The sequence below is a fragment of the Pseudomonas sp. FEN genome (genome assembly GCF_904067045.1).
Classification (GTDB): Bacteria; Pseudomonadota; Gammaproteobacteria; order Pseudomonadales; family Pseudomonadaceae; genus Aquipseudomonas.
Window position 1 is genome coordinate 538,259 of the sequence record NZ_CAJFDC010000007.1, and the last position, 14,147, is coordinate 552,405.

10 protein-coding genes are annotated in these 14,147 nt (G+C 60.1%); 6 read left to right on the top strand and 4 right to left on the bottom strand.

From position 1 onward, the window contains the following. Window positions 1-5: 5 nt before the first annotated feature. Window positions 6-923 (bottom strand): urea ABC transporter permease subunit UrtB, encoded by a 918-nt coding sequence (urtB, locus tag PFEN_RS08350; RefSeq protein ID WP_191486389.1) that lies wholly within the window; start codon window positions 921-923, stop codon window positions 6-8. 141 nt (window positions 924-1,064) lie between these two features. Further along, on the bottom strand, window positions 1,065-2,309 hold the full coding sequence (urtA, locus tag PFEN_RS08355) for an urea ABC transporter substrate-binding protein (RefSeq protein ID WP_191486390.1): 1,245 nt from the start codon (window positions 2,307-2,309) through the stop codon (window positions 1,065-1,067). Between the two features lie 317 nt (window positions 2,310-2,626). Between urtA and PFEN_RS08360 the strand changes: the two genes are divergently transcribed. The 6 genes from PFEN_RS08360 to PFEN_RS08385 all read left to right on the top strand — a co-directional run bounded on the left by PFEN_RS08360 (window position 2,627) and on the right by PFEN_RS08385 (window position 11,470). Then, window positions 2,627-6,004 (top strand): ATP-binding protein, encoded by a 3,378-nt coding sequence (locus tag PFEN_RS08360; protein WP_191486391.1) that lies wholly within the window; start codon window positions 2,627-2,629, stop codon window positions 6,002-6,004. Further along, window positions 5,979-6,665 (top strand): response regulator transcription factor, encoded by a 687-nt coding sequence (locus tag PFEN_RS08365; protein WP_191486392.1) that lies wholly within the window; start codon window positions 5,979-5,981, stop codon window positions 6,663-6,665. Before PFEN_RS08360 ends, PFEN_RS08365 begins: the two co-directional genes overlap by 26 nt. Window positions 6,666-7,109: 444 nt before the next feature. Continuing rightward, window positions 7,110-7,457, top strand: a complete 348-nt coding sequence (locus PFEN_RS08370) for a DUF6124 family protein (RefSeq protein ID WP_191486393.1) — start codon at window positions 7,110-7,112, stop codon at window positions 7,455-7,457. Window positions 7,458-7,834: 377 nt separating this feature from the next. Further along, window positions 7,835-9,289 carry a leucine-rich repeat domain-containing protein gene (locus PFEN_RS08375; protein WP_191486438.1) on the top strand — a complete coding sequence of 485 codons (1,455 nt, stop codon included), beginning with the start codon at window positions 7,835-7,837 and terminating at the stop codon, window positions 9,287-9,289. Between the two features lie 477 nt (window positions 9,290-9,766). Further along, window positions 9,767-10,114: a DUF6124 family protein gene (locus PFEN_RS08380; RefSeq protein WP_177104656.1), complete on the top strand. Its 348-nt coding sequence runs from the start codon at window positions 9,767-9,769 to the stop codon at window positions 10,112-10,114. A gap of 213 nt (window positions 10,115-10,327) precedes the next feature. Then, window positions 10,328-11,470, top strand: a complete 1,143-nt coding sequence (locus PFEN_RS08385) for a DUF3883 domain-containing protein (protein ID WP_191486394.1) — start codon at window positions 10,328-10,330, stop codon at window positions 11,468-11,470. A 208-nt stretch (window positions 11,471-11,678) separates the two neighbouring features. On the opposite strand, the gene PFEN_RS08390 is transcribed toward PFEN_RS08385, so the two are convergent. Both PFEN_RS08390 and PFEN_RS08395 read right to left on the bottom strand, forming a co-directional pair. Then, window positions 11,679-12,497, bottom strand: a complete 819-nt coding sequence (locus tag PFEN_RS08390) for a YfaP family protein (protein WP_191486395.1) — start codon at window positions 12,495-12,497, stop codon at window positions 11,679-11,681. A 3-nt stretch (window positions 12,498-12,500) separates the two neighbouring features. Beyond that, complete coding sequence (locus tag PFEN_RS08395; RefSeq protein WP_191486396.1) at window positions 12,501-14,147, bottom strand: DUF2300 domain-containing protein; 1,647 nt, start codon at window positions 14,145-14,147, stop codon at window positions 12,501-12,503.

Consider the following 14,147-nt stretch of genomic DNA (forward strand, 5'->3'; position numbering starts at 1 on the left):
CGCCTCTACTTGCGCACTTTGATGGAGAACAGCCCTTGGGGGCGCAGCATCAGGATCAGGATGACCCCGGACAGGGTCAGCACCTTGGCCATCGAACCGCTGAGGAAAAACTCCGAGATCGATTGGGTCTGGGCAATCACGAAGGCCGACGCGATGGTGCCGAACAGGCTTTGCGCACCGCCGAAGACCACCACCAGGAAGGTGTCGACGATGTACTGCGAGCCGGCGGTGGGCCCGGTGGAACCGATGGTGGTGAAGGCCGCGCCGGCCACCCCGGCCACCCCGCAACCCAGGGCGAAGGTCATGCGGTCGACCTTGCGCGTATTGATGCCCACGGCCCGGCTCATCAACCGGTTCTGCACCGTGGCACGCACATGCAGGCCCCAGCGCGAACGGTAGAGCAGGACAAAAATCCCCGCCGTCAGCAGCAGGGTCAGGGCCATCATGAACAGGCCGTTGCGCGGGATCTCGATGGCGTCGGTGAGGTTGAACGAACCCATCAGCCACTCCGGTGGCGTGGCACTGACTTCACGGGCGCCGAACACCGAACGGAAGGTCTGCTGCATGACCAGGGACAGGCCCCAGGTGGCCAGCAGCGTGTCCAGCGGGCGCTTGTAGAGGCGGCTGATCATCGCCCACTCCACCAGCCAGCCGATGGCGCCGGCGACCAGGAAAGACAGGGCGATGGCGAAGAAAAAATAGTAGGGCTGGAACGCCGGAGCGAAATGGCTGGTCAGGCTCGAACAGACATAGGTGGTGTAGGCACCGATGGTGAGGAACTCGCCGTGGGCCATATTGATGACCCCCATTTGCCCGAAGATGATCGCCAGCCCCAGTGCCATCAACAGCAGCACGCAGAACACGGACAAGCCGTTGAACCCCTGCATGGCCGCGATGGCACCAAATTCCGATAGCCATTCCATGATGATGGTCTCCTGTTGGGAGGTAGAAATAAAAAACCGCATTGCCGGCAAGCCAGCCCCTACAGATAGGTGCTCCACAACAAAGGTTTCGTCGTACCCGGCCTCTGTAGGAGCCAGCTTGCTGGCGATAGCGGTCGAGCGTTATTGGTAACCTTTAGGGAACGGATTCGGTTCGATCAGACCGGACTCGTAGACCACCTTGAACTGACCATTGGGCTGCACTTCACCGATGCGGGTCTTGCTCCACAGGTGATGGTTTTCGTGCACTTTCACGTAGCCTTCAGGCGCGGTTTTCAACTCGATGCCTGGCGAGGCCGCGACCACTTTGTCGACATCGAAGCTACCCGCCTTCTCCACCGCCGCCTTCCACAACCACGGGCCGAGGTAAGCCGCCTGGGTCACGTCGCCGATCACCGCGTCCTTGCCGTACTTGGCCTTGAAGGCTTCGACGAAGGCTTTGTTGTTCGGGTTGTCCAAACTCTGGAAGTACTTCATCGAGGCATAGAAACCGGCCATGTTCTCGCCGCCGATACCCAGCAGTTCGTCTTCGGTCACCGACAGGGTGAGCAAGGTCTGCTTGGAGGAATTGACGCCCGCCGCATTCAGTTGCTTGTAGAACGCCACGTTGGAACCACCGACCACTGCGGCAAACACCACATCAGGTTTCTTCAGCTTGACCTTGTTGATCAGCGAGCCGAACTGGGTGTTGCCCAGCGGGTAGTAGTCCTCCCCGACCACGGTGCCGTGCAGCACGTTTTCAATATGCTTGCGGGCGATCTTCATCGAGGTGCGTGGCCAGATGTAATCCGAACCCACCAGGTAGAAAGTCTTGGCGCCCTTGGTCTTGGCGATCCAGTCAAGGCTGGCGAGGATTTGCTGGGTGGCTTCCTGGCCGGTGTAGATCACGTTCTTCGACTGCTCCAGCCCTTCATAGAAAGTCGGGTAGTAGAGCAGGCCGTTTTCCTTCTCGAAGATCGGCAGCACGGCCTTGCGCGAGGCCGAGGTCCAGCAGCCGAACACCGTTGCCACCTTGTCGTTGACCAGCAGCTTCTTGGCCTTCTCGGCGAAGGTCGGCCAGTCGGAGGCGCCGTCTTCCTGGATCACCTTGATCTGCCGACCGAGGATGCCGCCCGAAGCGTTGATCTGTTCGATGGCCAGACGTTCGGCCTGGATCGAACCGGTTTCGGAAATCGCCATGGTGCCGGTGGCCGAGTGCAACTGGCCGACGGTGACTTCGGTCGGGGTCACGGCCAGGCCGGTGCTATTGGCCTCGTCCGCCATGACCCCCTGGCTGAACACACTGGCGGCCAGTAACGACAGGGCCGCCGCTCCCAGCGCCAGACGGCGCGGCAACAGACCTTGGGTGCGGATCAATCGTGGTTCCATGCTGCTACTCCTCTGCGGTGGCGCTGCGGGTTCGCCTCGGGGGCGGCCAGCAACGGTGATGGCATCAGCATGGCGGCGAGGAGCAGTGGCCGGTATACGCAGCCTGACGTAAAGGCATACGTCATTTGACGTAGGGAAATTCGCACCAAGCTGGCGCAGGCTAGCGCCCCAGGTCCGTGCCACCTGACAGCCTTACGCGCAGGCGCACGCACGGGTAATCACTGGTGCGGCCCGGCAGCCTGGGGCATGAAAATTGCTCAATTTTTCACCACTACAACGCCAGGCACGGAGCGCCTTGACCGCAGGAGTCCTACACCGTGCTACCACCCGGCACCCAGCGCATCGCCAAGATCCGTCGCGACTACAACAGCTGGGTCGCCGACGAGACCATGGAGGACTACGCCCTGCGCTATACGCCGAAGTCCTTTCGCAAGTGGTCGGAGCTGCGTATCGCCAACACCGCTTTAGGCGCTGTGTCGTTCCTCGCTCTGGAGGCGATCGGCGGGGTGCTGGCCCTGAGTTATGGGTTCACCAACACCTTCTGGGCGATTCTCGCGGTGAGCCTGGTGATCTTCTTCACCGGCCTGCCCATCAGCTACTACGCCGCCCGCTACGGCGTCGACATGGACCTGCTGACCCGCGGCGCCGGCTTCGGCTATATCGGCTCGACCATCACCTCGCTGATCTACGCCAGCTTCACCTTCCTGTTCTTCGCCCTGGAAGCGGCGATCATGGCCCTGGCCCTGGAGCTGTATTTCCATATCCCGCTGGCCTTCGCCTATGTGATCTGCTCCGTACTGGTGATCCCGCTGGTGGCCTATGGGGTGACACTGATCAGTCGCCTGCAGCTCTGGACCCAACCGTTGTGGCTGGTGTTGCTGGTACTGCCCTATCTGTTCGTGCTGGTGAAAAATCCCCAGGCTTTCAGCGACTGGACCAGCTTCCTCGGCCGCAGTACCAGCGGCGGCGACTTCAACCTGCTGGAATTTTGTGCGGCCTGCACCGTGGCCCTGTCGCTGGTGACGCAGATCGGCGAACAGGTCGACTACCTGCGCTTTCTGCCGGAGAAAACCGCGGCCAACCGCAAACGCTGGTGGGCCGCGCTGCTCTGCGCCGGCCCCGGCTGGATCATCCCCGGCGCCCTGAAGATGGCCGGCGGCGCCTTCCTGGCCTTTCTCGCCCTGCAACACGAAATCCCCATGGAGCGTGCCGCCGAGCCGACGCAGATGTACCTGGTGGCCTTCAGTTATGTGTTCTCCTCGCCGGAATGGGTTCTGGGCGCCATGGTCCTGTTCGTGTTCGTCTCGCAGATGAAGATCAACCTGACCAATGCCTACGCCGGCTCGCTGGCCTGGTCGAACTTCTTCGCCCGGGTCACCCACAGCCATCCCGGCCGCGTGGTCTGGCTGGTGTTCAATGTGGCGATTGCGCTGATGCTGATGGAGCTGGGGGTGTTCGATGTCATCGACCAGGTGCTCGGCCTCTACGCCAATATCGCCACCGCCTGGATCGGCTGCGTGGTCGCTGACCTGGTGATCAACAAGCCGCTGGGGCTGTCGCCGAAACACATCGAGTTCAAGCGCGCGCACCTCTACGACATCAACCCGGTGGGTGTCGGCTCGATGCTGATTGCCTCGCTGCTGTCGATCCTCGCCCACTTCGGCCTGTTCGGCGCCCTGGCCCAGGCCGCGCCGCCCTTTGTCGCTCTCGGTACCGCGCTGATCATGGTCCCGCTGTTGGCCTGGGCTACCGGCAGCCGCTACTACATCGCCCGCAGCAGCGACCCGTTGCTGCTGCGCCCGGTAGAGCCGAGCACACAGATCACCTGCGGCCTATGCAGCAACCCGTTCGAAAGCGCGGACATGGCGTTCTGTCCGGCCTACAGCACGCCCATCTGCTCGCTGTGCTGTTCGCTGGATGCGCGTTGCGGCGACCGTTGCAAACCCCAGGGGCGCCTGTCCGCGCAGTTCGAATCGCTGTTGCGCTGGCTGCTGCCCAGCACCCTGGTCCCGCGCCTGCACACCCGGTTGATGCATTACCTCGGTCTGCTGCTGGTACTGATCCTGATGCTCAGCGGCGCCCTGGCGCTGATCTATGGCCAGGCGTCCCAGGGGTTGCCCCATTCGGCGACCTTGTACCAGGCGTTTTTCAAGGCCTTCCTGACCCTCTCGATGTTGGCGGCGATCCTCGCCTGGTGGATCGTCCTGACCCGCGAAAGTCGCCATGTGGCCCAGGAAGAGTCGACCCGCCAGACCCAGTTGCTGATGCAGGAAATCGCCGCCCACCGTCTGACCGACCAGGCGTTGCAGGATGCCAAGGAAGCCTCCGAGGCGGCCAACGCGGCGAAGAGTCGCTATATCACCGGGCTGTCCCATGAACTGCGCACGCCGCTCAACAGCATCCTCGGTTTCACCCAGAACCTGCAGCGCGACGCGGCCATGCCGGAGCAGCACCAGGATGCCCTGGCGACCATCCTGCGCAGTGGCTCGCACTTGCTGTCGCTGATCGACGGCCTGCTCGACGTGGCCAAGATCGAGGCCGGCAAACTGCGCCTGGAACTGACGGAGATTCCTTTCCCGGAACTGATCCATGACCTGGAGCTGATGTTCACTCCGCAGGCCCAGGAAAAGGGTCTGCGCTTTCGCCTGGAACTGATCGGCAAGATGCCGGCGGTGGTGCGCGGCGATGAGAAACGTGTGCGGCAGATCCTGATCAATCTGCTGGGCAATGCGGTGAATTTCACCGACAGCGGCGAGGTTTGCCTGCGGGTCAGTTACATGCGCGAAACCGCGAACTTCGAGATCATCGACACCGGTATCGGCATCGACCCCGAACATATCGAGCGGATCTTCCAGCCGTTCGAACGTGGCGACCTGATGCGCCAGGACAAGGGCGTCGGCCTCGGTCTGACCATCACCCGCATGCTTACTTCGTTGATGGGCGGCGAGTTGCAGGTCAAGAGTCAGCAGGACAAGGGCACCTGCTTCCAGGTGCGGCTGTTTCTGTCCCAGGTGCGCGCGCCCCAGGCCGTGGTCCATGTCGAGCACGACATCATCGGCTACCAGGGGCCCCGGCGCCGGGTGCTGGTGGTGGACGATCATGTCGACCATCGCAAGGTGCTCAATGGCATGCTCACGCCGCTGGGCTTCGAGGTGGTGCAGGCCAGCAATGGGCAGGAAGCGATTCGTCAGGTGGCGTTGCTGGGGCCGGACCTGATTCTGATGGACCTGTCGATGCCGACCATGGATGGCTGGGAGACGAGCCGCCTGATCCGCCGCAATGCGCTGTCCACGGTGCCGATCATCGTGATCTCGGCCAATGCTTTCAGCGATGAGCGCAACCTGGCGAGTGCCTGCAATGACTACCTGGCCAAGCCGGTGCGCACGCCGGAGTTGCTGGAACGGATTCAGAGACAACTTGATCTGCATTGGGTGCGGCGTGAAAAGCCGGCACCCGTGGCACTCCCCGAACCCTGGGTCCTACCCTCACACCCTGACCTTGTCGCCCTCGGCGAACTCAGCGCCATCGGCTATGTCCGTGGCCTGCAGGAAAAGCTCGACAGCATCCAGGCCGAGGCACCTGACACGGCGGCGTTTATCGGGTCGATCCGCAAGCTGCTGAAGAACTTTCGCCTGGACGAAATCAACCGCACCCTCAAGGAGGCAGAAGATGAATGCACTGACCACAGTCGCTGAACCCGGTGTCGTGCTGATTGTGGATGACACCCCGGACAATCTTGCCCTGCTCTCCGATGCGCTTAACGATGCCGGTTATATGGTGCTGGTGGCGCTGGATGGATTGAGTGCGTTGAACCGGATTGAACGCCGGCGCCCGGACCTGATTCTGCTGGATGCGATGATGCCGGGGCTGGATGGGTTTGAGACCTGTCGGCGGATCAAGGCACAGCCGGAGAGTGCTGATATTCCGGTGCTGTTCATGACGGCGCTGACGGAGAGCCGGCATGTGGTTCAGGGGTTTGAGGTGGGTGGTAGCGATTACGTGACCAAGCCGATTCAGATCGATGAGGTGCTGGCTCGGGTGGCGGCGCATCTGCGGACTTCACGTATTTTGCATTCGGCGCGGGCGGCTTCGCAGCCAGTGGCGGCCTTGAGTTTGAATGATGAACCGGCCAGCCAGGTGCTATCGGCGCGCTTTCAACTGACGGGGCGTGAGGTGGAAGTGTTGCGCTGGGTAGCCTGTGGAAAAACCAATCGCGACATCGGCACCATCCTCGATTTGAGCCCGCGTACGGTGAACAAGCATCTGGAGCATGTGTATATTAAGCTGGGGGTGGAGACGAGGACGGCGGCGACGTCGGTGGTGCTTTCGGCAATGACTGAGCATCGGCGGATGTAGCGGCTTCGATCATTTTCGTGACGTCACGGAAATGATCGACAGCATCCAGTCCAGTGACTTCACATGTGGCTATGGCGCGCTGAATGGCGATGAGAAAATTCATTTTCAGTGATCTTGCGGCGCCAGCAAGACAACTCGCTTTCCTTTGAATGAAGTTTCCTAGAAAATCCTGAGCGCTTGTGCCTGCCAATTTCGGTGGCTAGTCTTCAGTCGTCACTGCACATCAGTGATCGGGTTTAGTAGCCCGCCGTTTGACTAGGCGCAAAGTGCCCCCTTCAGCAAGGCGATGTCTTTCGACCTGCGCTTTATGGTGGCCGTGCGCAGGGCGCCTTCGGGTGCGCCGGGCCTAGTCACCGGTCTACTAACCTGCGTTCGGCCGCCACCCTTGAATCGTTTAGTAGCGATGGTAGCGGCTCCGTACTGACCGACTAGGAGTCACGCAGCATGTTCAAAATCACTCCCAACCCACCGGGAACATCCGGTATCGATAGCATCGACCCACAAGCCGCTGATCGCGCTTTGGCGTACTACATACTGCCTCAAGGCGGCGGTCCAAAACGCCCTGATGTCACAGGAACACAAAACCAAGCCCCTGCCCCGCAAAGCCGAGAAGACGCTCTCGTCAGCGCCAGCTCAATCCTCGACTCCGCTGCCGCCACCGCCTATGAGAATGCGGACAACCTCACGGGCGCCAATCGCAAAGTGGCAATGGGTGTGGTGCATCTGATCGAGTTGGCTCAACGGCAGCTGGATTCAGTGATTGAAGAGCAGCCCGCAGGGGTAACAAGCTGACGGAAAGCAGCGCGGCATACAGGGGAGCTTGCTCCTAATGCCTGTCAGTTAAGAGCGATCTTAACTGACTGAAATTTGTGGCGAGCGGGCTTGCCCGCGTTCGGCTGCGAAGCAGTCGCAAAATCGGCATACTCGGTCTCCCTGATAGGCTACGTTCGCTGGTTTCGGGGCCGCTTCGCGCCCCAGCGTGGGCAAGCCCACTCGCCACAAGACCGCGCTCCGCTTCAAGCTTCCCTGAGCGACTGGCATTGAAGCTTGCTCCCCTTTTTTCACGCATGCCTCTGGACACCTGGCTGACTTCACTGGCTAATACTTCCATCAATCCTTTCGGCTCACTCACCTCGGACTCGTCAATTGTGCTGAACCGCAACGCCCTGATGGCCCAACTCTCTGCCGCACCCGATGACATTGCCGCGCGCGCTTCGCTTTATCGCGATTTGCTCGACAGTGGAGAGGCTTCACTGGATGGATTACGAGTCGCTGCCGGCCTGTGCGATCCGGCCGCTATCGCCGCAGTTGCGCAGTTGAACGCCACCGCGCATAGCAATCGCCCCAAGGCACTGTTGTCGCAGCTTCGTGGACTGCCCGTAGACCATATCGTGTTGGAGAATGCCGAGCCTGACTGGCTTGATGCCCTGGCTGGGCTACCACTGCGTACGCTGGTACTCAACAGCCCGAATTTCAGCTGCGATCAGACTGTGTGGCAACGTTTGCCAGCCGCAGCCCTCGAAACATTGGAAATCACCGGTTTTTCGCGCGATGACAACGCCACCGGCCTCCCGTCACTCGAGCGGTTGCGCCGGCTGAAGTTGGAAACCTATGGCGAAGACTTCGACGACCGTTTCCTCCAGCAACTCGGCAGTGGCGCGCTGCAGGAGTTGTCGTTGAACCGTTGTGATGAGGTCACCGACGACGGCCTGCTCGGACTGTCACGACTCAAGTTGCGTTCACTCACATTCGAACGCGCAGGGGAACTCACTTCACGTGGAATGCAGCACTTGGGTCATCATCCACTCGAACAGCTATCGCTCGGCTGGAATGGCGCAATCCTGAAGGAGCCTTCCTGGCTCCACAGCCTGACCGCATTGCGCTCGCTGAGCCTCGATTACTGTTACGCAACCGACGCCATGCTTCACGCCATCCGGGACCTGCCGATCGAACGGCTTTCGCTGCAATCTTCGTATATCGGCGAGGACGACATTGCCGAACTGGAAGGCATGCCACTCGCCGATCTGGATCTCAAGTCTTCACAGCAAATGATCGAGCGGCTCGATGTGCTGCACGCGTTTCCACTGAAGCGCCTGGGGCTCTCCGATGTGCAAGGCATCGACGCGCATACATTGTCCGACCTGCGTGGTCTGGAGCTGGAATCGCTGGACCTTTCATTGAACGACATCACCGGGAAGGAACTGAAACAACTGGCGGGTCTGCCGCTGAAGCGGCTTAATCTCAGTTTTTGTCACGGCATTGACGGCAAGGCTTTGCGAATGCTCGTCGAATTGGGATTGCCGTTGGAGCAATTGGAGATAAGCGGTCTGGATCTACGCGACGCCGACTTGGCCTGCCTGCGCGATCTGCCGCTGCGGCGCCTCGGGTTGTATGAAAGTCCTTGGCTCACTGACGCCGGAGTCGCCCACCTGGTGCATTTGCCACTGCGAGATCTGACACTCGCGGCGGGTCCGGGGGAATCGCAGCTCACTTCAGCCGTGGTGTCCGTGTTGGAGCAGTTGCCACTACAAAAATTGTGGTTGCCGAACAGCTCAGGGATCAGCGCAGAAGGATGGGATCGCTTGGCCAGATTGCCGGCCCATGTGACTGGGCCTGGTATTTGACAGGTCGTGGAAATCCACATAACCACTGAGTCGTATCAGTCCTAAGTACCTAGAAAATCGAGGGCCCAGCAGGAGAATTCGCGCTCCCGGCCAACTGCCCTTTCAGCGTTTTAACACCGTCAAATCAGCTGCGTTTTTTCAGTGATCTTGCAGTGCCAGCAAGACAACTCGCTTTCCTTTGAATGAAGTTTCCTAGAAAATCCTGAGCGCTTGTGCCTGCCAATTTCGCTGGCTAGTCTTCAGTCCGTCACTGCATATCAGTGATCGGGTTTGGTAGCCCGGTATAGATTGGCGCACAGCGCCCCCTTGGAATGAGGCGTTTTTTATTGCCTGCATTTTATGGTGGCTGTGCGCAGGGCACCTTCGGGCGCGCCGGTTTCTCCAATCTTCCGGTCTACCAACCTGTGTACAGCCGCCACCCCAATCGTTTGGTAGCGATACTGGTGACGGCTCCATCCGTGAGATTGGAGATTTGCCATGTACAAAGTCACACCCAACCCACCGGGAACCTCCGGAATCGAAAGCATTGACCCCCAAGCCGCTGATCGCGCCTTGGCGTACTACATGCTGCCTCAGGGCGGCGGTCCAAAACGCCCTGGTATCGCAGGAATACAAGGCAAGCCCCCGGCGCCACAAAGCCGAGAAGAAGCCCTCGTCAACGCGAGCTCAATACTGGACTCCGCTGCCGCCACCGCCTATGAAAATGCTGACAACCTCACGGGTGCGAACCGCAAGGTGGCGATGGGCGTGGTGCATCTGATTGAGTTGGCTCAACGACAAGTTGATTCCGTGATTGAGGACCAGCCCGCTGGGATAACAAACTGACAGGTACAAGCCCAGTGCGATTTAGGGGGGAGCTGTGCTCCCCTTTTTACTGACGACTAGAAAGCTCTCCCCATCAGGTGCTCGTAAGATTTTTCGTCGAGCCAACAGGATATTTTTCCTTCTCTGGACAGCCATTTCTAAGACTTCGCTTTTTATGTGAGACTCTCCTGCAAATTCACAGGATTTGGCTTACATAGTGGCGCATGACGCGAAATGAATGATCTCTCCAGACTGCAAAGCCCTGCCGCCGTCCAAGCCGCCTTTGACGAGTTTTCAACCCTGGGACGCTCTGCCTTTCTGAAGCGGTATGGCTTCGGAAAATCGAGGTACTTCCTGGTACGCAATCCGCGAAATGGCGAACAGTGCGATATCAAAGCCGTTGTGGCGGTTGCCTACGGAGTGCAATTCCCATCTGACGGCCCACTGAGCGCGACAGCACTTGTGGAAAATGAAGCGACCGTCGCGGCCAAATTGCAGTCGCTCGGGTTCGAGGTGATACGAATCGGAGAGGACTGGTCCCAGGACGAAGTCGATGCGACCGTAGCCGATTACTTTGAGATGCTGAGGCTTGAAGCTGAACAGCGCCCCTACAACAAAACCGAACACAACAGCGCATTGCGCACCCGCCTCAACGGACGAAGCAAAGGTTCGGTGGAGCTCAAGCATTCGAACATCAGCGCCATTTTGGCCGGTCTGGAATTGCCATTTATTCAGGGCTACAAGCCCCGAGGCAACAGCCAGCTTTTGCTGCGTCAAGCGGTTCAGGCCTATGTCACAGACAACCGCAGCGTCATGCACAAAGTTGTTGATGCACTGGAGGAAGTGAAGGCGCCCGGGGAAAAGACCTACACCGGCACCGTGCTGGTGGATGCGCCCAAGAAGGAAGCTTTACTTCAGGCATCCGAAGCCGCATCGCGCATCCGCATACCTCGTAAGCTCAATTTCGCGGCACGTGACGAAGCCAACCGGCAACTGGGCCGCAGCGGAGAGGAATGGGTCATCGGCTACGAGCACCAGCGGTTGCAGGAGGCTGGCTACCCAGATCTGATTCAGCAACTGGAATGGATATCGGACACCCGAGGCGACGGCGCTGGATTCGACATTTTGTCGTTCGATACACCAGTGGACCATCGGTACATCGAAGTCAAAACCACCAACAATGGAATAGCGGCGCCCTTCATCATCAGCCACAACGAGCTGCAGTTCTCAAAAGAGATGGATCAACAGTTCTTTCTCTACCGGGTGTTTGAGCTGCGCAACGCGCCCAAGCTCTTCATTCTGCGCGGGGATCTGTCGGATCAGTTGTACCTGAACCCTTTGGATTTCAGGGCGAGCTTTCGAAATTACGTTGGCTAAATTTTCAGCCGGCCAATCGCACTGAATCAATTTTCAAACAGCTCTAGCAGCGACTTCCATGGTGACTTCCATGGTGAAAAAGCCTATCCCCTCCCCTGAACGAGCAACACAAACCGAAAGACATTCCCCTCGACTTCCGCGGTGAGTTCCGCGGTCACTTCCGCGGTTGCATATCAGACCTTTCAGAGATTAGGGATTATTAGGCCGGTTACGGATAACTAAACCGCCTCGCCAACGTCAGTTCCCCCGGCGCCCGCATCGGCACGATGAACGATTCCATCTTCTCGTTCACCGTCCCCTCCTCCGTAATCACCGTAACCTTCGCCGTGGTCAGTGGCTGAACGGCATTCTCCTGCCCGCCGCTCTCGTCATCGTCACTGCGATAACCGCCACCGAAGTAGTTCACATAGATCAGGTACTGCCCCTTGATCGGCGCGGGCATGGAGAAAATCTCCGGGCCGTAACCCGTGGTCACGTCCACATCCAACGCCGCACCATTCGGAGCGACCCGATCGCCGTACCAGATATGCGCGCCATCCGGCGTCACCACATGCAGGTCCAGGTCAGTGCCGTCGGTGTCCCACGACAGCAGAATCCGCAACTTGGCCGGCGTCGCGCCGCCACCCACATTCAGAAACTGCACTCGCTTGCGCTGCTGCCCATCCGGGCTGCGCACTTCAACGCTGTTGCTGCCAGTGGGAAACGAAAACGGTCGATCAAAATTCCCCGACTCATCGATCTTCAACGGCATGCTCACGCCATTGACGATCAGATTCCCCGGCATCCTGGCGCTCTTCGGCGCGCCCTTGATCATGCCCCGGATCCGCGCCGTATCCGCCTGGCCCGCAGGGGTGTTAACCGATGAAGCCGGGTAGTTGACGGTCTGGCGGAAGTGCTCGCCATCCGCCGAGCCGGCGTGCCAGCCGCCCTTGGGCGTGTCCAACTGGATGCCGCTATCGGCATGGGCCGCGTTCAGCACAACCAGGGCGCCGAGGAACAGGACAACGGTGGAGATGCGCAATTTCATGGCCTATTCCAGTAACAGGTGACGGGCAAGCCCTTCGACGTAATCTTCGTCCTGGCCGTTCGGATGGGCCTCGAACGCCAGGTGCAGGTATTCATGGGTCAGGTCGAGGCGGTCCTGCTGGGTCAGCACGCCGCGCACATAGATGCGTTGGCGCTCGCGGTCGACATAAGGCCGACCGTAAGACACCCGACAGACCGCAAACTGGCTCAATTCGTTATAGCCGACTTCCTGATCCAGGCGCTGGCGCCAGACGCGACGCTGTTTCAGCAGCCATTCCTGCGCTGCCGGCAACGGCTCACACGAAGCCACCGGGTTGTCCCAGCGGCTCAAGCTCGCACGCGGATAAGCGTGTTGGAGAATCTGGTCATAACGCTCGCCGCCCTTGGCCTGTTCCACTGCCTGTTGCCAGGACAGCTTGTCCGGGCCCGACTGATCAGAGTGGTAAGTCACCGGACTGCCCGCCAACACCAGGTCGCTGGTCCAGGCCGCGATACCCCGAGCTTCGGCAGTGGCAGGACGTGGTGCAACACGCTGACGGCCGCTGCTGTCGTCAATGCTCAGGCAGTCGCCACTACGGCCAGCGTTCTGCAACAGGTAGGTGCGGATCGCCACGGCCAGGGCCTTGGCGGCTTCGACCGGTTCGGTCTTGGCTTCGCGTTGCAGGACACGGGCGACATATTCCTCACGGTCCAGCCGCGCCACCAGTTGTGGCTGACCGGCATTCTGCAACAGGAAGAGTTCACCCGCGCTTTCGATCTCCAACTGGTTGCCGTTGGCGAAGTCGACCCGGTAGTGACCTTGCAAGGCCCCCTTGGGAGCGGCTTGGCCGTCAGCACGGGTAACGCCTTTCAGCGGGTAACGGGAAAACAGATCGACCTGCACGCAACGCCCGGCATCCTCGGATGACGGCGATGGCAAGAAACTGCCCAGCACATCCGAGTAGTGCCGCAGCACCATCTGGCTGGTACCGCGACCACCGGCCCAAAGCGGTGTGCCATCTTCCAGCCAACCGGCAAAACCGCCCTGGCGTGACTGCGAATCCTGATCTCCGAGCCAGCTCCAGGTCTTGACCCGCACGCGCCCGCCGAGCAGTCCCACCGCCTGACCATCGGCGGCGTTGAGCACCACGTCCAGCAGCAGTTTGCGCGCCGTTTCCTGAGCCGGCAGTGTGCGCAACGCTTCCAGCAGTTGCACCACGGGGACACGGGTTTGCGGTTGCAGTTGGTTGAAACTCAGCAGCCAGGCGGGTGCCTGCCGTGCTTGCCAATAGTCACGCCATTGGCCGTCATCGATCTTCAAGCGCTTGGGGTCAAAGTACAAACCACAGGAGCGGACCAACGCCGCATCCCGGGCAATACTGCCGCCAGGGGTGCAGCAATAGACTTCCTCGTGATCCTGCCCATGACAATCGTAGGCAGGCTCTTTCTGGTCGGTGTCCACCAACCAGGCATAGACGAAGAGTTTCCACAGGCTGCCCAACGGCGTTTGCAGATCCGCCGGCACCGGCTCGCGGTTGAGCACCTGGGTGGTGTTCAACTGCACCAGCTCATAACCGTCGGAGGTTTTCCAAGCCAGGCGCAAGGGCGCTTCCTCTGCCGTCGCCAGCAGAGGAAAGAGGCACAACAGCAGCCAGGCCAGTGGGCGGGTCAT